This window comes from Paenibacillus liaoningensis (genome assembly GCF_059609455.1).
On record NZ_JCAALU010000009.1, the window covers coordinates 222275 to 247448 of the forward strand.

Below are 25174 nucleotides of genomic sequence, written 5' to 3' on the forward strand. Positions count from 1 at the left end.
TATCTAAACCTGAATTGTTGGGTAATTTAAATACCTTATTATTTAAAAAAAAGAGAAAAGGTAAGTCTTAGTATCTAGGTAAAGTGCAATATTGATGCTAAGGTCATGCTTTTACTATTTTATATATCGGAAGACCTGTTTGAAAATTGTATATGATGCCGAAAAAATATATTTAAATAAAAATGGATTTTATCCGACTTTTAAGGAAATTGAAATAACTCAATTTGGAAACAAATGTTCTTATTTTAATTTTAACATAGGAACGTTTGTTCGGTCAATAGAGTGATTGTACTTCTATTTTGTTCGGATGGGAGCTATTTTCCCTATATTGAAAGAAGGGGGGATTGTAATGAAATGCATATGTGGTCGATTTATTACGCAGCAGGCACGAGTATTGGCACGAGTGTATCAGACTCCGCCGGAGAAATGCATTCATTGTTTATCGGAGGTGCTGTATATCCCTTATGAGGAGCTGTTAAATCAATATATGGGAATATACGATTGCAGACCTTGTGCTCAAGACAAGAAGAAGGAAGAGCTGCGCAGAAAGCTGCTAGGTTTAGGGTGAGTGTAATGGGAATGAAGAGGTGTTCTTATGAACTTGTACGTCAAATGCATAAAATGCGAATTTCGCTACGTGACTGATAAGGCGAGGGAAAGCTTTGTAGCTGAGGGATTGCAAGGAGATGCGCTTCTATGTCTGCACTGTATCGGGGAGTTAACCGGTAAACTGATGAATGCTACGGGAAATCTCGTCAGATCGGAGGATATGCAGAATCAGCATGCGAGAACACAGGTTATGCCTAGAACGATGACGGGGTGTCGGCCATGCATGAAGCGTAGGGGCGGATAAATGCGTTTGCAGAGAGGAGGGAAACAATGGCTGATTTTAATTATACGCTAGGAGTGGTTGTGAGTGATGTGGACCGAATCGTAAATGCGGTTAAGCGTATTGAAAAGGCGATGCATCATGCTTCTCCTGCCAGTATTGATGTTCTTCGCAGAAATAAAGAACAGCTTGAACGCTTGTTAGCATTTATTATGGGGCAAACGGTCGATTCGCAGCTCAGCTTACATGGTCTCATACAGGCGCATCGACAGTGTTTGCAAAGCTGTATAGATGCCGCTTATAACGATAAAAAAGACTATATAGGGAGGACTAGAATTGTATGACGATGACTTTTGGAGACATCTATCATGTACTGAAAGAAATGCAGCAGGGTGTAAGTGATATGGATGTAGATTTGGAGCGAGTATTTCAGAATGAAGGCAAAGGAATCATTTCAGATGAGCTTGCCGCCATGCGACAAAGCTACTTGAACCTTTACAATGCAGACGTTCGCTTACCTATAAATCTGAATAGTGTTCGCAAACAAGTAGATGTTTGCATGAAAAATATGGATGTATTTTAGCAGCCTGCAATGGAGGAGGTAGTATGATGGCAACGAACAGCATTATTAATATGAATGAGTTGGACGGCGAAGTAGTTGCAGAGTTTACTCAGCAGTTGGTGGGATCAGGTATTTTTATCTATAATGCTCATCATCCAAACGCCAGCCTTATTGTCGAGAATTTGGGTTTTGGTGATGTGTATGTAAGTGACAGAGAAGTTGTCAGTGCTGGAGCCGATTCGCTTCGTTTGCTTTTTAAAGAACAGCTTGCGATTAGAGCGAACAAGTTATTTTTTATGTCCAACAGCCAGCCTGTTGTTTCTATTATTGAAGTAATGTAACACTAATATAAAAAAATAATCATATTTAGTCAATTTGTACGCATGACGGTTATAAAGAAGCCTGCAACAGCTTATATTGTTTCACGAAGCATCACGAAACAGGATGTGACACCCCAATAGCATGAACTATTGAGGGAGAAAATAGAAGGAGGTTTTTTTAAATGGGAATTACGAAAAACAAGAAGATGTTGATTAAAGGTGCCGGCAAGTTTATGGCGAAAATTCCGAATTGCGATGATCTCGTTACAATCGGTACACTTAATAATATGAAGCTGGACATCCAGCTTGATATGCAGGATATTGAAGGTGGAGATTCGAGTGTAGCGCTCGATACCCTGCTTCGGAAGAAAACGATTGATATTACAGCCGAGTCTGCTAAATTCGATCTAAACCTTGTTCGCCTCGTTCTTGGTTCCAAGCTGCGCGAAGGTGTGACAGGTTCAGCATATAGCATGGTAACAGAAACAATTACGGTTCCATCGTCTGCGCCATATACAGCGCAGCTGTCTCAAGTCGCAGTAGCATCCCCTGCTCCTAAAGCCTACGAAACCGTTGTAAACGGCCGTGATCTATCGATTGACGTTACGGTATCGGGCAAAGATGTTGATTTCGATATGGCGCTTGCTGGCAAAGTTGTTGTCATTGTATATGCAACTGCACTGCCAGGCACGACACATGATGCAGATGGCTTCATCTGGGTTCTGGAAGAAAAACATACCGTGAAGCAAAATGGCAGCAGCTTTGAGGCTGATCTGGTATTCGGTTCCTCCCTCAATGTGGATCCGCAAATTTCGGTTCGTACTTTGGCAGGCAATAAGCTGCTGAAGAAAACAACGAATGCCTCCCCTGGCGAATACGAGTATAAAGTATCTGGCGGCAAGCTGTCGTTTAACTCGGCATTGAAAGATGTAGATATTTATGTCAACTACAAACGCAATGAAGTTGTCGATATTTTGGATATTACTACGAAGGACATACCGTTGACGGTTCATGTTGTACATGATGGCCAATTTGAGCAAAAGGATGGTTCGATTCAAGGTTTCCAAACCGAATTGTTCCAATGCCGCGTAAAATCCAACTTTACCCTTGATGCACAGCGTCAACAAGCTTCCACTCATAGTGTAACACTGACCGTTATCGATCCTGAACGTACGGACGGCAAGCTGGGAAGTATTAAACGTTACGAAGTAGGCTCTGTACAAGGTATTGACTGCTAATAAATAGAAGGCCCTCCTCGGAGGGTCTTTTTTTACAATCAGATTGTTAAACTCGCATTTCATTTACTTAGAATGATGGATGAGGTGACTGCAAGGACCTCTCCCTCCTTGCAGGTCATCTACCTTTTATCAAACGTGGGAGAAATTAAAGGGGGCGTTTTGAATGAGTGAACGTGAAACAGTAATTCCAAGAGCAAATGAAGAGGCAGAAGCAGTGGCGAAGGCCACTGAGCAAGCACAAGAGGTTGAAGCGGAAGCAAAAGAAGAAGTGGCGAAAAAGCCAATTACGCAAGAGGAAGCAGATATTCGCGAGAAAGTCTTTTTTGAGGAGGACGAGAAGGTTCGGCTGCGTGATGGCAAAACCTATTCAATTCCACCACTCGGACTTAAAGATGCACGCAAGCTGATGAAAAAGCTGAATACGATTGAATCAGGTGTGATCATTGCAAATCTGATTCCGGATGACGATGATGACGAGGATCGTTATGATGAGCTTTTGAATGTTCTGCTAATGGCTTTTAAGCCTTACTACAGTTCAATGACTGTGGAGCATTTGGAAGAATACGTTGATCTAGATAATGCGAAAAAGATTATCGACTGTATGATTGGTCTGAATGGGTTAAAAAAGTCCATGTAACTACTGAAGTAGAGGAAGAAGAGTACGACAATAAGCCGCCAGTGAATTGGGCGAATATCTTCTTCAAGCTTGCACACTATTGCCAGTTGGATAAATACGATGTGTGGAAGCTGACCCTACCACAGCTGGGTTACTACCTTGAGCAATGCAATGAACACATACAGTTCACCATCAAAGTATCGACGATGTCCCTTGGCGGACTGTTCGGCGGGGGAGGTTCCTCTGATAGCGACGAGCAGGGGGAAGTAGTCAAAAAAGATGGCACTTATGTAGAGGGTTATAAAGTTGCTGACGCAGAAGATATGAATTTTCTTGCCCAGCTGCTATAAGCACGATTAGTCTCCTGTCTGCTCCTTCATGGAGGGGCGGGAGTTTTATTTTATAAAGGTGGTGAAAGCCAGTGGAAAATAGCCAATTAAATATAGTTTCAGAGTTGAACAAGTCTATCAATCATATGATGCGGTTTGGGCAGGAGCTGGAATCGCTAGATTCAAGATTTGGTCGGGTGGAAAGACGAATTGAGTCGCTGCTGACATCTGCTAAATCGTTGAATAGTCAGGTCAATCAACAATCAGGCAGCAGCTTGCGCGAGCAGTTGGACAATGAAATGACTGCCCTAGTGTCGAATCATGTATCCGCCATAAAACAGAGTGGAAACACTCCTGTCAGCTTGAGCCAGGATAAAGTTCGTCAGGCGTTCAACAAAGTGGAAAAAGAGCTGAATAGTGAGCTTCAGAAGCTTATGCGCAATATTCAGATCGAAATGGATCCTGGCTATGCCATGGGGCAACGGATGTCATTTAGTAGTAATGACTTTGATGAAGTGAGTAAAGAGCTAGCCAAATTGATGAAGCGGCAGCTTGCTGCTTTAGCAGCCACGATTGATAAAAACAAAGAAAATTTGATTTCAGCACCAGCATTAGATGGTTTGGAGATGGAAATCAGTCAAGAGACCTTGCGTGTAGTTGTAGGGAAAATTAAACAGCAAATTCTTGGTATGATTAGCAACCCTGTGTTAGCTGGAACAAGCGCGCGTATTACCATATCTGCTGCTGATATGAATAAGGTTATCGTGAAGGCTGCCGAGAGATTAAAGCGGGCTTTCAATACAGTAGAAATAGAGGATCAATCTCTGGATACAGATGAAATAAAAGAACAGCTATCAAAGATCCCGCAGGAGATTGAGCTGGGATTAGAGGAATATGTCGATGAAATTATTCTTGGCATAAATGAGGTATTTAAAGAGGGGAAAGATCTATTTGCTGGCCAGCTAGGCAAGCGGCTGCAATCCATTTTAAACAGAGAGATTAGCTCGACTTTTAGCCAAATTAATCAATATGAAGCAGCCGGCAATGGAGGAAACACAAGGTTTGCACTCAGAGCCTATTTGGATCGAGTGACCCAAGCACTTGACCGCAAGCTGCTGCAAATAGTAGGAGAAGGCATTGAGGGTATTATTGGATATACAGAGGAAGCGAAGATAGAGCCATCTTTGCAGCTAAAGCGTTATCTGACCGCGCAAATGAACAGGCTGAATATGAGCCTTGTTCGAAAGATTCGCGAGCAGTTCGATGATCAGGTTAATTCTATTATTCGAGAGATAGAGACATCTTCAGGTAAAAATCAGCCGCTTAATATGAACCCAACAGGGAATGCAAATCCTTCAACTAGTCAGCCTGCTGCTCCTGCAGCAACGACAACAACTGCTGCTCCTGTAGTGGCAGTATCAGCAGCTTCGAGCAGCTCAGTAAGGAATGCTAATGATTTTTTAACGATAGCAAATTTAACAGAACCGTTAAAAATGTTGAACCAGTCCATTGAAACCTATAAGTTTTTACAAGTCGAACAAATGAAGTTGATTCAGAGCTTTATGCTTAAAGATAATTATCGGGTGGATGACAACGGCAATCCTACTGGCATGGCGAATAAGACGATGATAGATAATGTAATGACGGAGATAAATGCTTTTATTAATGCGGCTGCCGTTAAGTTTGGTGTTAGTAGAGAAAAAGTAAGTCAAGTCGTCGGAGTTGCTACAGGTTATTACTCCGATCCAGCAGAAATCAAGAAGATGAGCGAAATTGCATTAAGCTTGCAAAGTATGACAGGCGGCTCTGAGAAAAATATTTTAACGGGAGCAGAATCCCTTCGCCAGCAATTCGGCCTTGAAGTTGCAGATGTCCAGAAGCAAATTGCTGAGCCAGCTATGGTGGTCTCTAATCAAACGAATATTCCGATCGAGCAGCTTCTAGATATTACTAAGCGTTCAAGAGTAAACAAAGATAATTCAGATATAAGCCCTGCTTTGGCTTTGTTGATGACAGGCGCTGCATTGGAGCCCAATTTGGTGAAAGGGCTAAATACAGGCTATAACCCTAATTTGCTTGCGAGTAACAATAAGAATAATGTTTATACAACTATTTTTAATGAATTACAATCCGATAAGGCGCAGCTCAAGCTGGGAGAATTGGGAATTAAGACGAGCATCCAAGATGAAAAATCGGGTCAGACAATAAATAAAACAGGCGAAGAAATTTTTGAAGAGTTGGTAACGGCTCTGCGTGGAAAAGGGGATGTCGTACAGAATGAAGTGCTAGATTCAATACTTGGGAAAGCGAATGCGTCCTCTGAATCAGCGATGATGCATGAGGTTATGAATCGTTTACTTCAATTGGATGATACAACGCAGGAGTTCATAGGAGACCCTAAAAGCACAGCCTACAACCAAATGCTTCAGCAGTCGTTGGATAACCCTCTAGTAAATGCAAATCGGGCGATGGAAAGTATATCTATAGCCTTTAGTTCCGTGTTTGATGGTATGGCTCCGAGTATAAGTAAATTATCAACTGTACTGGTAAGTTTGGCTAATGGAGTTAGTAAAAACGCTGATTTATTTAGCAGGTTTGGTGAGATACTTTCTAACGTTTTGATTGGAATGTTATTGATTAAGGGAGTGAAGTGGGGAGTTAAAAAATCAGGAGTCGTGGAAGAAGTGCAAGTTCAGAGACGGCAAAGCAGTATGAAAAATTTACTGGAAGATTTCCATGGCAGTGGGCTTATTAGTGGTGATTTGAGAAAGACAAGCCGGAGAAGCATTGGATCAATGCAGAAAAGCCCGGAATTAGATGCTTATATTCGCAATCTACATGAAATGACGGATAGTCAGAAGGAACATTTCAAAAACTACCTGACGGATAAAAAAATAAAGGTTAAAGATATTCCCACTTTATTTACGACGATGGATGAGGCAAAAAATTGGACCGCAAGCACTCCCCTTTCAGCTGCTGAAAAGTTTGAACGGCAAAAGCAATACAATAGTCGAATTCGCAATAGTACGGAGCTGTCCAATCAATTTAATCCTGCATTTCTAAGTCAACTGGACTATAGTACAGCCAATAGAAATAATTACAATCGTGTCATGGCCTCGTCCCCCACGTTTGCCCAAGCCTCAAAACGAATGACGTCAATGTCGCAAACGCAGTTTAAATCATTTGAAGGTCATCTTGGCGAGAGAAGCAAAAATGGACTGCCCCCTATTAATAGCTATAGTGACTTATCCATAGCTCTTAGTGAGTACGATCAACAGCAACGCAAAACAGAGCAGAGTACGAGACAATCTAGCGCAGCTTTCGGAAGTCTGTCTCACGCTATTCGTGGCTTAAATACAGAAGTTAATAAGTCACAGAAAAATGGCGGTCTTAAAGGCTTTCTAAAAGATATTCCTAATCTAGCTAAGGGGGCAGGGAAATCCATCGCGGGATTGGCGGGCGGTATTGCTGCTATGGGTTTACAGATGGCCTTGGCTGTTGTAGGGGCTGAGGCATTGAAGGCTATTACTTGGGAAACAACGGCTTCGGATGCAGAAAAGAAACGTGCAGAAGCAGATACACGTGATAAAAATGACAAAGCGGCGGCAAGTACGATTAATTCATTGGAAGATGGTTTTAGTGTCGCTACTTTTGCTAATTCTTTTACGGGGTTGTTTGGTGATGCGATGAATCTTGTTGATAAAATGATGGGGAGTAAGCCTTCACACGCGGGTTTTCTGACAGAGGGGGGAACAATAGATATTATAGATGGGGTTATTAACATGCTCAATAGAGAAGAAGGAGCCAATATTACTCGTCGTATGGATCTTGCTACCTATCTTAAAGATAATAATTTAACCGAGAAGGAAGTCATTGACAGGTATTCATTACAGTCAGGAAGGAAAGCAGAAACGGATAAGTTACGTGAAGAAGCAGCCGTAAGCGATTATGAATCTAGCTTGGTTTCTCAGGAGGAAGAAGAACGACTTCATAAAATAGCTAAAGAGAGTCATGAAGCCAAACTTAAGGATGGGACGGCAAACATAGCCTCCATTAGTTTAGGAGATGTATCAAGCAGAGTTGAGGAACGATTATCCAAAGTGAAAAATACCAACTCAGAAGAAACACTTAAAGCTGTAATTGGTGGAATGAAAACAGATTCGGACGAATATCTCAATATGCGTAAGAAACAAGTAATCAGTCTGCAAGAGGTCTATGATGAAGAACTGGCTATGCTGGATAAAAATATCGCCAAAGCCGAAGAAATATTAAATAATGCTGAAAAAAATTCATTCGAATATGAAGAAGCATTGAAAAATAAAACCAAATTGGAAGAGGTACGAAACGAGGCTGCAGCTAAATTTGAGATGGAAATGTCTACTGAAAAGAACAATCAACAGCAGGAGTATTTCCAAAAAACGACGGGAAAGGTGAATCGAAACGTTCAGCGAATTGGACTAGTCGCTCAAGCGGAAGAACTCGCAGCAGCTTACCAAATGGATACAGAATCACAAAGCTATTTAGATAAAATGAAGCAGATCACTTCGAACAAAATTGCTTCTCTGAAAATAGAGCTGGGAAACTTGAAAGCTATTAAAGCAACAGGCGACCAGTCTGAGGAGCTGGCCTCGAATATTTTGCAAATGAGCAATTCCATCAGTAGCGAGCAGGCAAAATTTAAAGAATATGCGCTCGCCTCTATCGGCATTGGCAGAGAAAATATTAACGACAACAGCTCGCAAAGAGAAAATGACTTGCTTGCGCTTAAAGTTAAGCTAGGAAATCCGGCGGATGATTCTGCCCTATTGCGCAATAAACGTATCGCTAATGCCAAAACTGAGATTTCAGAAATCTCGAATGTAATTACGGATCTTAAGGGCAGGCTGCCAAGTGCCAGTGTAGAAGAGGCAGATAAAATCAATACCGAAATTCGCGATTTGCAAAAACAATCTTTGCAAGCACAGCTTGGAATATTGGATGAAATGAAATCCTCGGCAGGTACATTTAATATGCCAAATGGTGTTCAAGCTATGACACGATATGAATATCTCACCAGAGGCAATACGCATAATTCCACGACAATCGGAACGGGAGATGTCACGGTTAACATTACACTTCCGAATATAACAAACGGAACGACTGCAAGCCAGCTGCAGGCAATTGGGCAATCATTAGGTCAAGGTTTGTCTGTAGGACGTGTCGGTAATTTACGCAATCAGATGGCCATGAATCCTGGCAACTACCGATTGCTATAAATCACGGCAGCTACCGTTAGAACAAGCGCTCCCCGCCTTATAATGAGGTGGGGAGATTTATTTAAGGAGGCAGAGAAATGACACAACAGAATAACCTCTTATCAGAGGATTCCATATATAAGAAAAAGCTGTTTTACGATAATGGCATTCGTTTTACAGAGGTTAAAGCCAAGCTTATTACGGAGTATAAGCCGCCAACGCCTGTTCTGAAAACACAGGTGAATCAGACGCTTGCATCTTCATCCGGGCTTGTTCAAAATGGCACCTCCCATTATAGTGCATCGCTGACCCTCTTATTTTATTCCAAAAAAGAATATGCGGATTGGATTCAATATGTAGGTACGCAGCATAAGTATTACGATGAAAAAGGTACTATTTATGTAGGCATTGTAACTGGAGAACCGGATGTCAAAACAGCCGAGATGGAAAGCAAGTACATTGTAACTGTAGCGCTTTCTCTCATACGCAAGCAGGAGTTCGAATACCGTTACCAGACCCAATTCATTGATACGGACCGCCACTGGGCCAAGGATTATATTGATGAAATGCAGCAGATGGGACTGATCTCCACGAATTGGGAAAGCGATGGCGAAGCCGTTGCTTATTTCCGGCCTAACGACCCTGCCACTAGAGCAGAGGCGGTTTCCCTGCTCATGCGAACTTACAGCTACGTAGATAAATTGCTGAGGGGGTACTAGGGATGAAACGATGGATAGATGTAGATCCGCTTGATTGGTTTTACAGGGATACGCTAGTGGCTACCCGGCTGAAGACAGATGCTACAGGGGAAGTCGATGTGTTGGCAGGGATGACCTATAACAAGTTTGTGGATGGCTATGAAAGAATGATCAAACGTTTCGTGACCGTGGATGGACAGCAGGAGTTTCTTGTACCCGATTATAAATACCATGTTGATAATCCTTTATTTGTGCTGGTAGGTGGCGTCGAAGTTATGCCTGAGAAGGTGGAAACAGGCAAGGTTACGATGACCAATCCAATGACTGCAGGAATAGAAGTGTTATGTGTCGCTTATGGTAGACCAGAGATGAAAAGAATAGGTTGCTTGGATACACCGTACACAGGATGTTCGGATTTTAGGCTGCCTTCTGCGGAGCTGAAGCATAAGTCGACCTATTTTTTTAGCATGAACTATAAGCCTGAAACCTGTACGGTGATGGGCATTAAGCTGAAGCGCAAAATCATTACGATACAAGCTGGCGAGGATGCGGATCTAAAAATAAGAAATGCCGTTAATTTTAAACGGGATGTATTTGTTATTCACAAGGGCAAAGTTTATTTGCCTTATATGTATAACGGTTTCCCGGCTGTTGTTGGCTATAATGCCAAAATAAACGGGGCTAATCGGCGGACTGTTGAGACGGTTATGGTAGATTCAAGCTGTATAGCATTGAATGACCGTTTTTTTCCTGGCGTACGGATCCGTAGAGGAGATTTCTTCGCGCTTATGGGGCGCCTTTATGAGAATCTTCATAATCGCTACACAGATCGGACTTTTTCATACAATACTTCCCTTGATCGTGTCATTGTGGATCGGGCGGACATTGAAGCGAACTGGTACAAAAATGATGTTTTGACGCTGCTGAATGAGCGTTTTCATGATGGCTGCTTTGTTTTCCCCTTGTATGTGGATGATAAGTTTGAACCCGAAGCATGCATAACCAGGGCCGAGGCAGTGACCTACTTGAATCGTTTCATTGAGTGGATAACAGAGAAATATAGATAAAGGCAGGTGATAAATTTGACTAAAGTATCTAATATGCAATATCCTACGGATCAATTGATGCGCGATATGATGGAGAAGGTTAATGCGCTTGGCAACGAACCGAGAGTCATTGTCGAGCTTGATAAAATGACCTATGTGCCAGGGCTGCGCAGGAAATATGATGCTGTGCAATATGTCGTCGAGAGTGCTGTATCCGAGCTTATATCTATTGATTCTGCAAAGCAATTGACCAGTTACGTAGATGGTCAGCCAATCGACATTCCAACCGAGCTAAGAAATACAAATATGTCGATGCCCATTTTGCAAAGCTCCACGATGAGAGGCCGTACAACGGATAATAATACGATTCAAGGGATGGTCATTACTTCGAGACATAGATCAGCCAATCCTAAAAGACGCGATCATCAAGGTGTCGATTTTGACTTAGCGATGAATGACAATGTTTATGCAGTTTGGGGAGGGAAGGTAACTAAATCAAGTATAAATGGAGGTTATGGGAAAGTAGTATACGTTGATCATGGTAATGGCTGGCAAACAAGATATGCTCATTTAAACAAGCTTGTCGCAAGTGTAGGGCAAAGAGTAGGGGCAGGCGAACTGATTGGACTAGGAGGAAACACAGGAACCTCTAGGTCAAATGGTGGAGATGGTACGCATCTGCATTTTGAAATCAGGCTTAACAACAATGATTTGAACCCGGAGCCTTTCTTACGTGGAACGCAAACCATTCAGATTCCCTCAAAGGCAGAATCTGTTCCGGTAGGAGACTTTTCAGCAACGGATACTCCTCTGCTACAGGAGGCCGGAGCGGCCATTCAGGAATATCATATGAATGCGACAGCTTACATTGCAAAATGCTACAAATGCTCCGGAATTACGAAGAGCGGCACCGATGTGCGGGTATGGAAGGATTGGAAAATTATCGCCGTCGATCCTTCTGTCATCCCCCTAAAAAGTATGGTGGAACTTATTGTAGATGGCGTGAGCTGGGGAGACTATTTAGCAGATGATACGGGTGGAGCCATTAAAGGCAATCGTATAGATATATTAATGGAGACCGAGCAGCAAGCGTTAAATTTTGGTCGGAAACAGGTTGTCGTCCGGGTTAAAGGTTATGGAGATGGCAAGCCGAGAACCGCTAATCAGGAATTAAGCAAAGAAATGGTCACTTATCAGATCAATAAAACAACGTCAAAGCAAACGTATTATAAAGATTTCACTTCCAAGAGAACGAATCTTGACGTGAAAAAATACACCGATTTAACTGGTGCGGAGCAGTTTATGGCGATTGATGACGATACGCAGTTCAATGTGCTTGGTTTTAAAGGGACAAGCCGGGCTGGAGCTGTCAAAACGATTGTTTTTGAACATGATTGGGTAAAAGCAGGGAATGTGGCTTGGGCATACATGGCCGATTTGGAGCTGGAGGATATTGTTACCGTAAAGGTCGATCATTATTTAATCACTCAAATAAAGGGCATCAGCGCCAAAAACGGCATTGCTTATCCGGCATCCATTCCGATTCCTAAAGGCCATCATAAAGTAGAGATTTCTTTCGCTAATCCGTCGAAAGCTTCGGTTGGTAAGTTCGGCCTGCTCTGGATTAGAGCAAAGGAGTTCGACGTGGAAACCATTGAGCGCAAGCAAATGTGGGATTTCGAAGATGGCATGAATAGCGCCAACAACTGGACGCCTTATGGAACGGTCAAGCAGACCGATAAAGGCGATCATCAAGCAATCTCCACAGCGGGCGGAGAAGCGGGCATTGAACGATTGGGCAAGGTGAAGAAATTTCCGTTTACGATTAACTTTATTGTCAAAGTCGAGCCGGGAACAACGGGACGATTATATATTGGCAACGGTACGAAAGCGTTTCTTATCCGCATAAATGACAGCAGCGTGTCAGCTCAAGGCGGAGGAAGCTACAATGTAGATAATAAAAGCGATTTTGTTGAATATACCGTTGTCTGCCATGATGAAACGGATGTCGACATATATGTGAAAATAGACGATGTGTGGAAAAACACAGGTGTTCGAGGCACAGCGATGAGCTATACGGCGAATCGAATTTTGTTCGCTGTAGGTGCTGGCACGATGTACCTGGATCAGGTGAATTATTCAGCTAATGACTATGCTATCGAACAATTTGCGACTCATATTGCCGATGCCTATAAGGAAAAGTGGTACGAAGTAGGCGAATTTGTGTTTGAAGAAATGTTCACTGTGGATGCAGATGTTATGCAATGGGAAGTTAATTCGCATATGGATATGTCATCTCGAACAGCCAAGGTGACGCTCAATAATGCTTCCGGTATTTATTCGCCAACGTGGGAGAGGAAGCCGGAATTTCCTGATTCCTACCGATTGAATGAGTCTCCTATGACTTATTATGAAGAGGGCGAAATTAGACATGTCATTAGTGAAGGAACGCCGATCCGTATCTACGCCGGCTATGGAGATGAGGTTGTGCGTGTATTTACGGGCATGATTAAAGGGGAAATTCAAGAGAACTCGGAAAATAAGACGATTTCATTCAGCTGCGTAGACCGGTTTGATATGCTGGAGGAATTCGTATTCTATAAGCCCATGCAGTATCCTCCGGAGGAGGCTTTTGCTGCGGAAAGTGGAGTTTTTTCATGGATTAAATCAAGCATTGTGGAGGATATCGTTGTTGCCTCGGGCATGACTGGCTGGAAAACACATCCTGAAGACCTTCGTCACGCGGATTATGAGATTGAGGATACGGTGTATATTGATGTGAATAAAGGCAAACACACATTCATGAAGTTCAATCAGGAAACAGGGGAGCTGGAGGCTGTCTCCCAGGAATCCATTATGACAGTTGGCGGCTGGCAAAATCCTTTTGTCGCTTCCGTCTCTTTCCCAATTGGTACAAGGGCAACAGATGCTCTCCAATCCCTTATTCAAGATATTCCTTATCGTGTGTACTGTGATCGTTACGGCACTTTCAAGATGGAACGAATGGATTTTCTCGATTCTCCCGATTGGATGGTCGTTTCAGGAATGAAGTGGGAGTTTATTGATGGAGATAATTTGCTAGGTGTCACTTCTTCAACTGATTATTCCCGTGTTCGCAACCATTTAATGATATCTGGCTCTACAGGAATGGTGGAGCATTTCTTTGATAAGTCGCTGCTTGTAGCTACTAAAGGGAATATTCGTACGGCAGGCTCGCAGCTCGAGTGGATTGAAGAAGTAGACGGGGCTACGATGCGGGGATTAAAAGAAGAGGTAGCGAATAAAATATTTTTTGATCTCAAGCGCCAGGCTCGTACGAAAAATGTAGTAGTGAAAGGGAATCCGTTAATTGAGATTTTGGATGCTGTATATGTATATGATGCAAAAACATTTACCGCCAATTATTATTTGGTCAAAGGTAATCGTCTGGTAGGCAACAACCAAGGTATTATTAATAATTTGGAGCTGACCTGGCAGACGCTCTCAAATGTCGGTTCTTAACACAAGGTAAAGGGAACAGTTACGTCACAGACGTTAATTGTTTCCTTTTTTTCTTATAATGCAAGCGAGAGTGAGGTGTTATTTTGAATAATTTTATTAATGCGAATGAGATATTTCCGATTCTCGATCTTATCCGTAGAGAAATAAAGAAAACGGGCTTATACAAGGGTGGAGACGACCTAAGTATCGTTGACCATGCTGCCGAAGAACCCCTTGTTTTAAGTGTAGATGTGCTTAGGGAGATGGCTGGTTATCCCGCTTTAGTGACTTCCGTCGTTTACACCTATGATAATGGGACGGTTGAGATTTTGACGCTGGAGCGAAATGAGCAGCTAATTGTGGTAGCTTTCCAAATTGAAATTGCAACGGCTGCTGTTTTAAACGAGGAATTAGAGTCGGAAACGAATATCGCAACTTTTAGTACGGTTAGAGGCACTATTACTAGAGAGAACGGTATATTCAAGAATCTGAAGCTTGATTATATAAAGGCGGTGTAATAGATGTCCAGCGGTGCTAATTTTGCTAGTTATGTCGTTGGGGGGCGGCTAGATCCTCCCTTTATGCCAACTAAAACCAACCCTTATATTGAGGGAATTATGTTGGAATCACAGTCTGCTGGAAAAGTAGAAAACAAGCTGCAGCTTACAGAGGATTGTGAATTGCTTTCAGTAGCAGTTGGGGTATCCCATTACGAAGCCAAAGATTATTGGAATCTCTATGTTGGAGAGAAGCTCGTTTGTAGAAATATTTATACAAAGGACATTCCGGAAGGCATGTATTTAACGGCAATTATCCCTTGTCCAAGCGGGACTCAGCTGCACTTTGAATTTTTTAATGAGGGCGGAAAGCCTAAGTATGTGTGGGTGAATTATCAGACTCTCAAATAGAAAGAAGGTGAACATATGGCCGATACAGCCTACCAGCCGACACCTTGGCTGGATACGATGCTCAATGAAGAGCATCTGCTGGAAGGACTTGTAGGCATTTGCGAAAATAATGGCTGGACGAAGATTAGAGAATTTACGAAGGTCGCTTATTCCAATAAGCTCACCAAACCTACGATTAGGCGACTTTATTTACCTCTGGCAAACCCGGTGGTCGATTTGCCTGAACTTTTAAATAACGATTATTTCATTTATTTGGACGGCAGGATTATGCCCTTCTCCTATTATACCGAAAGTAAAAATGCAAACGGAACGACACGGATTACGTTTGAGCCAGGGGTTGCAGGTCAATGTGCCATTTACTACAGCTCTGTTCAGGCTGAGGATACGTTTGATTTTTATGTAGCTAAACACCACATCCTGATGAATGCATCCGGCAATATTTTTGGTATGGCGATGCTTGCGAAGGTAACGGAGCAGATTGGAAATACGGAGTGCCGCGTTCCCTTCGCTATTTATGAACCGTTGGCTGACTATGGAACGGAGCTTACACCACAGAGCACTGGAATATTCTCATGGGCTATTCAAAAAGCGGAGGAGGATCGTTTGTATGAGACGCATACCCTCTATTTTTACCAGCTTGATAAATTTATAGGTACGGGAAAAATGCTTGTGGGATGGGACAATCCGGCGGAATTAAAACGTCTTGCATTGGATGCCGAAATTCAGACCTCCATGTGGGGCCTTAACAGCCAGACCAAAGCGTTACAGTTTAAAATCACACATAAATTTCCACAGCTGTACCAGTCGCCGATTACTGTCGCTCGTACGCGTATTCCACAGCTGGAGCATACGGAGAAATTTGCTTTTGCGGATGTAAAATACACAAATTGGTGGGAAGACAGCAAGGTTTTCTTGAAGGGTTTTATAGATGGGAAATCACTTATGTTTATTATTCATGCGGATACAGCTCCGATATGGGATAGCAACGCAGTGCCTGCTATTCCTTTGTATATGGGTGATTTCAATATGGGCGACTCAGTGGACGAGGTTGTAAATAGGGAAATCAAGTTTGATTTTTCAGGTGCAACAACGCGGAGCTCTACCATTATTTCGAACAAGCCAATGGTGAATTACCGCTCTAAAGTGAAGGTATGGCTTATGGGAGATGCGGATGGAGGAAGATCCGACGAGTTTGTGCGCCTTACGATAGCGGGGCAAGTAATAGGTCACTTTACGACTACAGCAACAGTAGAGCCAACCAATAATCGTGAAGACGCAGAGTATATGGGCGAATTTGATATCACGAATATTCAAGGGAAAAGCGCAGTTACAATTGAAGCGGTTAGCGGCGATGGTGTAAGCGTGTATTATCCTGTTGCGGCTCGTATGTGGCTTGAATTTACGCTTCAAACGGAAACATCTGACGATATGGCTCCTGCTGCTTTATTCGCTGGAACTGCTTATTACAAGGAAGGAGCAGCTCTGGAAGCGTCATTAAAGAGATCGGCAGAGCTAGACTATGACGATGTGGAGCTTAAGCAAGAAATTCTCCAGCCCATGATGAAAGACTACCCCAGTTATCCGAGCAACGGTATTGATTCGGTTATGGTCAAACGAACAAAATATGGAGCAAGATATCAGGCGCATTATCTTTCCTGGAATATTCCATCGAACGTGATGCCGCCGACTCGGGAAGAGAAGGATGGGAAGAAGCATCCTCGTGCCTGGAATAACTATGAAACGGATGTTTACAAATATCAATTTAATCCGTCTAGGTACAGTGATAAAGCCCATTCATCCCGAGCTTTATTAATCCATCCCGAGGATGGCACATATGGTACGCTGCGCAACGTTATTCTCGTCTCTCCCTTAACTATAATGAATGGTGACGAGCTGAAGGCTGTCAAAAACCACTGTGATGCGGAAAACAAGTACGAGGTATACGCTTACTATTTAGTCGAAGGTATTTCACCATTGACGAAAAGGCCAGCTACCGGATTTAGACCGGCAGGCCTTGGCATTTTAAAAGGTGGCTATACGTTGCCCGAGATTCCACCGCCACCACCTGCGCCGCCTGCCTTTACTGCCACCATTAATCCGGGAATATCCGTTATTGAAGAAGGAGATTCGCTTAAAATTTCTTCGTTATACAGCAGGCATTCACCAATTGCGTACTATCAATGGACGGTTTCCAGTGATGTGCATAAAGGAGATTATACCGTTAATGATGCTGAGTACACCTTCCATCATGCCGGACAGTATACTGTAACCTTTAAGATTTGGAATGAACGGGAGCAGCATGCTGCTGTCACGGCAACGGTTCTGGTCAAAGCGAAGCCGGTTCCGCCACCACCGCCGCCACCGCCTCCTTCAGGCACCATGCAGTGTGGTCATATGAATGATAGTGGCGGAGGGGTTTTGACAGAGAAGTATCATGAATTGGGAGCAAGAGCGGGTAATGTGAGAATTGATTATTCAATGGAGGTTGTGCCTGATCGGATCGATGTTTATTACCGGGATCAGCTAGTAGCTTCTTCTAATAATTATGTTTCCGGCAGCGGCTCATTGCATTTTGCTTACAGCCCTGTGGCTGGAATTACGCAGATCAAGGTAGTCATGAAATCACAATCAGAGGGCACCTCCTGGAGTTATACCGTTCACTGCCCTGTTTAGAAGGGAAATCAATGATTGAACAATTAAAGAATTGAGCAAAGGAGTGTTAAATAAATGGCATTTATCGATACAACACCTGCTTCCTTTACCCATAAGGTAACGGAAGAGAACCTGCAGTGGAGACTGGGTGAATTGCTTGCCACAGCAGGCTGGAAAGTCGCTGCTAATTTTAAAAAGATTATCTATGATGCAATCTGGACAAGGCCATCTGGACCATCCAATGAGAAAACAATGGTGCGAAATACAGTTGCAGAGCACTACATTTATGAAAATGCAGAAGGCAAAATGTTTGGCGTAGCTATTGTGGGAAGTTGGGAACTGTCTGTAGGAGCCATGAGGGAACTAAAAATGGATCCGAAGGTTGCGATTAAGGATAAGTTTCATGAATGGGCAAGTAATGAATTTAGAAATTATCGAGCACCGCATACTCTTTATATGTACATGTTAGAGAAGTTATCTGGATTAGGTCCGAATACACCTGATATTGTATTTCCTTGGGATGGCAGTGATGCAAATGAGCAATTGCGTGCAGCAGTAGATATTGAAGCGCAAGAGAGTAAGTGGAGCTTAGAAACAAATTCCAATGGTATCTATACGATTTCAAGAGCGTTTCTAGATCGAATGCAGTCTCCTATTATGACGACTGGCTTGCGAACCAATCTTTTAGACAGCTATTATGCTTCATCTTACAGTGCACCTGCCCAGTATACGAACTGGTGGACTGACTCGGAAATTTCGATTAAAGGCCATTTGAGTCCTACAAATTTGTTCCTCATTATTCAGTCCGACAATGTGCCAGCACCAGAAGGAAACTTAGTTCCATCCATCCCACTTTATTTCGGGAAAATTGACCCGATTGAAGAAGGTGACGAAGCTTATGCGATGTTTGTAGGTTCCGTTCCGAGAGAGAATACAATCGACAAAATTGCGAAATATGATTTCGATAATACGACAAGGATGCCGAGCATTCTTCCGTTGTTGAAAAGCTATCCGAAATACCCAGCCAATGGGTTGGATAATGTCATGATGAGCCGTTCCAAGTTGGGTGCCCGCTATCAAGCGTATTACTTGTCATGGAACGCGCCGCCAAACGCGATTCCGCCACAACGCGCCTCAGATGGCAAGGACTATCCAAGAGCATGGAATAATGCAGAAAATCCATTGTACAAATACTCATTTAATCCTTCACGTTATAGCCAGAAGGTGCATACTTCCAAAGTGTATTTAATCCATCCTGAGGAAGGTGTCCGGGGTTCACTTAAAGATACCATTGCTTTGTCTGCGTTGTCGTTTAATGCGAATAAGCTTCGTGTGCGTAAGGCGCTTTGCCCAAATGAGTATGATGTTTTCCGCTACTTCATGGTAGAAGGAATTTCACCTTTCACGAAAAAGCCCGGCACGCAATATCGTCCGGCAGGTATAGGTTTGTATGTCAACTCAGTAGATGAAGAAGGAAATGAGATTACGTAATAAAGGCTTCGGCTGCCCTAACCAAGCAGCCGGCCTATTTAAACGAGAGGTGGTCACATTATGTGGTTTGATAAAGACTCTAATATTCAACAGCTGCCATTAGACATGGAAAAGCTGTTTAACAACAATGGCTGGAATACGTTCATCAAGTACCGTTCTGTCTACAAAAATACGAAATTTGCCGATGTCCGTTTGTTCCGTTCGCGAGGCAGCGACGGGCAAGTCAGAAATTTCGGTATGGTTTACGGCTATGGTACTAAAAACACCGCGACGCTGGGTGAAGCAGATTTTATTTCTCAAAACTCTATTCTAGGGCAATTAGTACGTATTCCGGACACTGACAGGGGTTTTCAATTTAAAGTATATCCTATCGTTAAGGATACGGTCATTATCTATAGAAACGGTGTTGAGGTACCTAAAACAGACTATACGCTCGATGATTTTAAAGGACAAGTCCTTATGGGGGAGGCACCGGTAGAGGGAGATAAGTATACAGTATCTTACGAGCCTGCCCAGATTGCTCCTAGACCGCCTAAACGCATGTATTTCTTTACTTTTGATGATGTGCGCGGGGAAAAAATTGTACAAGCTATGAGTGATGCTGTATACATTGGAGATCCGGAATCGATTCTTCCAGACGGCGATGGCTCGCGCAAATCGTTTCCTATTCCTACAACGGCGACACTTAAAGCGGGTACTGTGACTTTTTATAAAAATAAAGTTGAGGTATCGCCTGACTTATATACAGTCAATTATGCTAGCAATACGATTACAATGACAGGTGCTGCTCCAGAGTCTGGCGCAGAGATGAACGTCTCTTACATTAAGGTGTTGAACGGAAATGGCACAGATACGCTCGACTACGGCGATATTCCGGTAAAAAGCTTCGATCCAGATAAAGGGGATCAGCTGCTTAATGCAGCATATACCGCTATTTATTATCTGTATCCGTCACTCCCAACCGCAATGTCCTTTACACCGATGGATGATTTTTCACGCGGCTGGCAGCGGGACTCGACCATTTATTATTGGGGCAATATTACCAAAGACCGCATTGTTATGTTTCTCCGCCCAGACCCGACACCAGGGCCGGAAAATACGTATTATGCACCGCTCTATATTGGTCGCTTGACGACTTTGGGCAAAGCGCCGCGGAAGAACCATGTTATTATGTCTGGCTGCCGCGCAGCCGATGAAGTGAAATGGAAAGCGAATATGAAGCTCGGTGCACTATTCGTTGACTATGGAAACAATACTTCAAATGGCAATAGCTCTGTACAATTGCAGCAGTCGATTGGCGGCACCTATTACCAGCATCATTATCTTGCTTTTATCTCCCATGACAAGCAGGTGGACGAGGGCGAAGCGAGATTCAATCCATCTGTATACAGCGGAAAATATCATATTTCTCCAATGTATATTGTGCATCCAAATGACGGTTTTGTCGGTAAATTGGATGAATGCTACGCTGTACACCCGAAAAATATTTCCCAGCTTGATGAGCTGGAGGTTGTGGAAACGGCTGAAAATGAAGATTTGGGCAAAGGCGACGGCACGAGAGCGGTATTCCATCTGTCACATCGTCCGTCGCTGAAAAATGACGGTACGCCCTTCAACATTAAAATTAAAGTGGATTGCGTCGAAATGGAATATGGTACGGATTATACGATTGAAATGGAGACGAAAGCCATTACTTTTGCTGCGGGCTATATTCCAGGAGATGGAGAAGAGGTTATTGCGACCTATGATTATAAACAGCTATATCGGTATACGCTGGCTGATACTCCTGTAAGTCCGCTTACACTGGCCAATATGTCGCCATTTGCTCCAATCGGTCTTGGCATTTTGAAAGAAACGTTAATCAAGAATCAGGGGTAATAGCTTAATTTAATAAGCAAGGGAGGTAGGCGGTGAAATGCTGAACGGTAAAAAATCTTACCTGCTCAGTTTCACCGCCCTTTTTTCAAAAAAGGGCTATGAACTGACGTTCGGTTTGGACTACTTGGTCGATGTGCATAACCAATATCATCTGACTGCTCCAGTGAGCAGCACGTATCAGGCATTAATTGAAGACAAGATGAAGGAGGCGGGAAAAACACCGAATGTGGCAACCGGGGCATTCGGAAAAAGCTATAAAGCCAGCTATGTGTCTGAACCGGAAGGGAAAGAGATGGAAACCGTTCTGGCCAGCATAGTCAACTACCTAAACCGGGTTCATGAGTATTTAAGCGCTGATTATAGTGTCATAAGATCACCGCTGGTTCAAATGGATGAAGCGGAGGCTTCTAATCATACGGGCGTATTAGAAGCAGCCTTGAGTGAAGGGAATGAAGCCACTTTTCGAACCATCCCTGAAGTGGGTGAAGTAGTAGGGAGCATGTCCGCCACCCAAACGGATGTCGATTTATTAACCGAACAGTTCAAATTAGGGCAACAACGATCACCGATGGCTGAAAATCAATCTGACATTCAATCGCGTTATGTATCGGATGTTGTGAATGCTAGTAGGGCAACTAGCCTCTCCAATGCTGAGCAGGTTATTCCCGAATCAACGCAGCCTGTTCAGGCCGCTTCCTTTTATGAAAATGAGAGACAACATATAGTAGACCAGCCTACTAAATTTAGTCCGGCTATTAATCAATCTAAGGATTTTGCTATCGAAATGGAAGTTTTTCATGCGGTTCAAAAAAATAATCCCTTTTTATACGGAACGACCAGAGAATCCTTCTCCCATACAATAAGGCAAAACGAAATGGCGGATGGGGAGATTGAAGCTTTCTCCAACACTTTAAATGTCACAGATGACACACATAAGGCTTATACATTCCACTATTATAACGCCGGTTCAGCAAGCAAAGATGAGGTTGTGCAAGTCGAGCTGGAGAGTGCCCTCTCAGGAAATAAGGAAGAAGGAACTATGGAGCTGCTATCAGAGGCGATCGACGGCAGCCGCAGGGAAGCGGGCGTTGCATGGTCAACGTATAGTAGCGTAGATAATGTGAATGCAGATGCCCAAATCAATTTACTCGCAGCTTCTTCCAGCCATTCTGGAGTTGAAGGAGAAATAGCTTCGGACACCCTCTCAGACCATATAAAGCAAATTTTATCCAGTGATCCGCAAGTAAGCAAAGTAGCCAGACTTATGGAAATTATGTATGGTTCAGCTGCGTTTGAGATGATTGAATCGGGGATGGAACAAATAGGAACTCGTGCTTTGTCTGAAAAGCTTTCAGAGGCTGATGCTCAGGCTGCTGCAGATGCGATCATCGACTCACTGGAACAGATGTTTACTGAAGCTCGGGCAGATGGATTCATGCATGTTACGGAGACCGCTGGGGGAAGCGGCAATCTGCTTTCTTTTACAAGCGAAACCGAACTTGCGGAGGCCAGCGGCAATAAAGCGGGTATTGCGGAAATTCCGGAATATGCTTATACTCGCTCACCCTATAGCGGCCTAATGGATGAAATGACTCTAATCAATCAGTCGGGTTGGGGCCAGGACGCATTGCTGCATCATATTGGACAAGCCATGACTGATGCTAACAGCAAGCTTGCGGAAAGACCTGATTTTGATTATGCCGATAAAGCAGGGCAGGCAGAAGGCATACAGGATATAACTCAGACAGCCGCCAATGGGCTTGGACTTGAGGATACGAATCTGCAGCTGTCAGAAACGGCCCAGTATGTGGATAGGCTGAAGGATTATGTGATGCAGGAGACGGAGCAAGCGCAGTACAAAGATTATCTCACTTATCAGAGTGAAAATGACCGTACGGAGGCGAGCTATGTCACGGAGTTTGAAGGAACGGCTCAATCTATGGAAACGTCGATGTTTAAAGATAAGGATACACAATTGCTGATATCGGATCCCGCGATGGCCGAGTCTGCTTCCGACTATAACTCCATTCTTCACCAGCCGGACAAAGCCGCAATTGCAGATTCTAACGAAGAGGCCTTCTATGAAAATGTGGAATGGGCTGATTTGTTCGCGCCTGACTATTTCAATGTTCTTCATCAGGATGAGAGAGCTGAATCTATAAATAGCAATGAGGTCATCATGGAGTTGGATGGAGTAGGGAGAGGGGAAACCGTGCTTGATGCGATCAGGCATGAAGAAGGCTCCACTCATTTTGGTGATGTCATTATGCCGGCTATTTTGGATGAAACGGCTGCTGGCCAAAGTGAAACCGTGCTTAATGCTGTTACACAGCTAAGCCATTCGGCAGAAAATAAACTTTCCATAAATGGTGGTAATGAGGAAGAAATCATTTCAGCTGATAATGTATTGTCGATTAATGGTGGTGATGTAGCGGAAGCGAATGAAGCAATCCGCAAACGGCGGCTCACGGAAACGAATATTCAGGAGCATGAACAATCAAGCCGCAAGCATGCACCGCTGGAAGTGGATATTGAAAGCTCCGAGCATGCTGAACGGAAACGCATTATACATCAAACAGAGCCGATATCCCCATCGGCAGGAGAACGTCGCAAAGCTACCTTGGAGACTGATATTGCTCAGCCAATCGGCGGGAAACGTCATAAAACGATTGAAGTTTCAATTGATGAAGCTGAACAAGGACGGATGACTACGCATCCTGAACAGAAGAAACCAAGAATTTGGCTCATTATTGGAAAGATAGCATCGTGGAGCATATGGAACTGGAAGAAAACAAGGTAGGTGATAAAATTGGGTATTTATAAAAAAACGAGTGGGCTTCTGTTTGATGATGGATTTGAATACGAGAATCTTCATGCTCGCTATACACTCTCTCCTCTTCATGCGGGAGATTTGGACCATTCGCTTCAACAGTTTGTTTTAAATCATTCGGAAGAAGACAATGTGCTGCTATTTGATATTCCAGAATCAGAACACAGTCTGCTCTTCGAGGTAACAGCAGATTATGTCCCAACAGAGCATAAGGACGAGGGGGGAATTGTTGTCTGGAAGGATGGCGAGTCCCGTATTGAATTTTTGGAAAGTCTGGATACAGCTGTACGGGAGTACAGCAAATGGCGAGCGCTCAGAACAGGGAACCGATGGACGTTTTATGCAGATCGCGGTAGTGGGTGGGAGCTTTTTGATACCGATATTTTGGCCGCGAATAAACTTGGAGTTGCACTAAAGAGCAGAGACAGCAACGGTTTTGTTCCCCTGAAATTGGATCGACTAGTGCTTTGCAAAAGCGATAAAATAACAGTCGGTAATTTAGCTGAAGGCTGCACGGTATATTTATGTGATGAATTCGGCAACTCCATTGCATCGTCAACGGTGGAAAGAACCTGGACAGGAGTGGATATCCAGGTTCCCACAGCTCCTTATTATGGGATGATCAAGGTTTATGACAGCAATGGCATTCTTCTATCGAGCTTAAATGCCTTTAATATTTATGGAGGGGATACCTTCCTATTTGGTACCGAACTGCAAGTACACTGGCAAGGCAAGGAGCTTAACGTAACAAAAGATACGTATTTGGGAACGATGTATGACAATATGACGGTCGTTCAAATGGAGCTAGTCAATCCCTCGTCTAATAAGACAGCTAAAAATGTTAAATTGGGTATTCTCCAGTACCTCGATAAGTTTGGTTACGAGTGGGTCGATTTGTGTCATGACAATGTGGACCAGCCAGCAATGGATTTTTCCCCGACGCTTGAGCTGCCGGAAGTTTCTCCCTTAGGCCGAATAAAGTTTTGGATGAAGGTTGAGCGGAAAAATGAACATTTTGATATCAAACCGTTGAATTTTATTTTGGATATTAATCATGTATAGG

The 25174-nt window shown here is 43.3% G+C and carries 18 protein-coding genes; all 18 read left to right on the forward strand.

Translation table 11 applies throughout. The annotated features are described in order from the left end of the window. Nucleotides 1-349 precede the first annotated feature (349 nt). The 18 genes from AC6B99_RS15395 (at nt 350) to AC6B99_RS15480 (ending at nt 25173) form a co-directional block, all read left to right on the forward strand. Nucleotides 350-568 (forward strand): hypothetical protein, encoded by a 219-nt coding sequence (locus AC6B99_RS15395; protein ID WP_494860886.1) that lies wholly within the window; start codon nt 350-352, stop codon nt 566-568. 311 nt (nt 569-879) lie between these two features. Next, nucleotides 880-1173 carry a hypothetical protein gene (locus AC6B99_RS15400; RefSeq protein ID WP_494860884.1) on the forward strand — a complete coding sequence of 98 codons (294 nt, stop codon included), beginning with the start codon at nt 880-882 and terminating at the stop codon, nt 1171-1173. Then, nucleotides 1170-1412 (forward strand): hypothetical protein, encoded by a 243-nt coding sequence (locus AC6B99_RS15405; RefSeq protein ID WP_496663663.1) that lies wholly within the window; start codon nt 1170-1172, stop codon nt 1410-1412. Before AC6B99_RS15400 ends, AC6B99_RS15405 begins: the two co-directional genes overlap by 4 nt. Before the next feature lie 23 nt (nt 1413-1435). Further along, nucleotides 1436-1732, forward strand: coding sequence for a hypothetical protein (locus AC6B99_RS15410; RefSeq protein ID WP_494860880.1), 297 nt, complete (start codon nt 1436-1438; stop codon nt 1730-1732). Nucleotides 1733-1893: 161 nt separating this feature from the next. After that, on the forward strand, nt 1894-2949 hold the full coding sequence (locus tag AC6B99_RS15415) for a YomU family phage tail tube protein (protein ID WP_496663664.1): 1056 nt from the start codon (nt 1894-1896) through the stop codon (nt 2947-2949). Nucleotides 2950-3112: 163 nt separating this feature from the next. Next, nucleotides 3113-3586, forward strand: coding sequence for a DNA polymerase III subunit gamma/tau (locus tag AC6B99_RS15420; protein WP_496663665.1), 474 nt, complete (start codon nt 3113-3115; stop codon nt 3584-3586). 41 nt (nt 3587-3627) lie between these two features. Then, the gene (locus tag AC6B99_RS15425) at nt 3628-3915 is read left to right on the forward strand and encodes a hypothetical protein (protein ID WP_494882335.1); all 288 of its coding nucleotides are present in this window, start codon (nt 3628-3630) and stop codon (nt 3913-3915) included. 71 nt (nt 3916-3986) lie between these two features. Then, nucleotides 3987-9149 (forward strand): phage tail tape measure protein, encoded by a 5163-nt coding sequence (locus AC6B99_RS15430; protein WP_496663666.1) that lies wholly within the window; start codon nt 3987-3989, stop codon nt 9147-9149. A 77-nt stretch (nt 9150-9226) separates the two neighbouring features. Next, the gene (locus AC6B99_RS15435) at nt 9227-9847 is read left to right on the forward strand and encodes an S-layer homology domain-containing protein (RefSeq protein WP_494882331.1); all 621 of its coding nucleotides are present in this window, start codon (nt 9227-9229) and stop codon (nt 9845-9847) included. A 2-nt stretch (nt 9848-9849) separates the two neighbouring features. Continuing rightward, on the forward strand, nt 9850-10893 hold the full coding sequence (locus AC6B99_RS15440; protein ID WP_496663667.1) for a hypothetical protein: 1044 nt from the start codon (nt 9850-9852) through the stop codon (nt 10891-10893). Between the two features lie 15 nt (nt 10894-10908). Beyond that, the gene (locus AC6B99_RS15445) at nt 10909-14373 is read left to right on the forward strand and encodes a peptidoglycan DD-metalloendopeptidase family protein (RefSeq protein ID WP_496663668.1); all 3465 of its coding nucleotides are present in this window, start codon (nt 10909-10911) and stop codon (nt 14371-14373) included. Nucleotides 14374-14456: 83 nt separating this feature from the next. Beyond that, complete coding sequence (locus tag AC6B99_RS15450) at nt 14457-14870, forward strand: hypothetical protein (protein WP_494860867.1); 414 nt, start codon at nt 14457-14459, stop codon at nt 14868-14870. Between the two features lie 3 nt (nt 14871-14873). Then, on the forward strand, nt 14874-15260 hold the full coding sequence (locus tag AC6B99_RS15455; RefSeq protein ID WP_494860865.1) for a DUF8551 domain-containing protein: 387 nt from the start codon (nt 14874-14876) through the stop codon (nt 15258-15260). A 15-nt stretch (nt 15261-15275) separates the two neighbouring features. After that, on the forward strand, nt 15276-17933 hold the full coding sequence (locus tag AC6B99_RS15460; protein WP_496663669.1) for a PKD domain-containing protein: 2658 nt from the start codon (nt 15276-15278) through the stop codon (nt 17931-17933). 54 nt (nt 17934-17987) lie between these two features. Beyond that, the gene (locus AC6B99_RS15465) at nt 17988-19403 is read left to right on the forward strand and encodes a hypothetical protein (RefSeq protein ID WP_496663670.1); all 1416 of its coding nucleotides are present in this window, start codon (nt 17988-17990) and stop codon (nt 19401-19403) included. A gap of 57 nt (nt 19404-19460) precedes the next feature. Then, entirely contained in the window at nt 19461-21281 is a 1821-nt protein-coding gene (locus AC6B99_RS15470) for a hypothetical protein (protein WP_496663707.1), read from the forward strand. A gap of 37 nt (nt 21282-21318) precedes the next feature. Continuing rightward, nucleotides 21319-24081: a hypothetical protein gene (locus AC6B99_RS15475; RefSeq protein ID WP_496663671.1), complete on the forward strand. Its 2763-nt coding sequence runs from the start codon at nt 21319-21321 to the stop codon at nt 24079-24081. Then, nucleotides 24082-25173, forward strand: a complete 1092-nt coding sequence (locus tag AC6B99_RS15480; RefSeq protein WP_496663672.1) for a cell adhesion protein — start codon at nt 24082-24084, stop codon at nt 25171-25173. The last annotated feature ends 1 nt before the right edge of the window (nt 25174 follow it).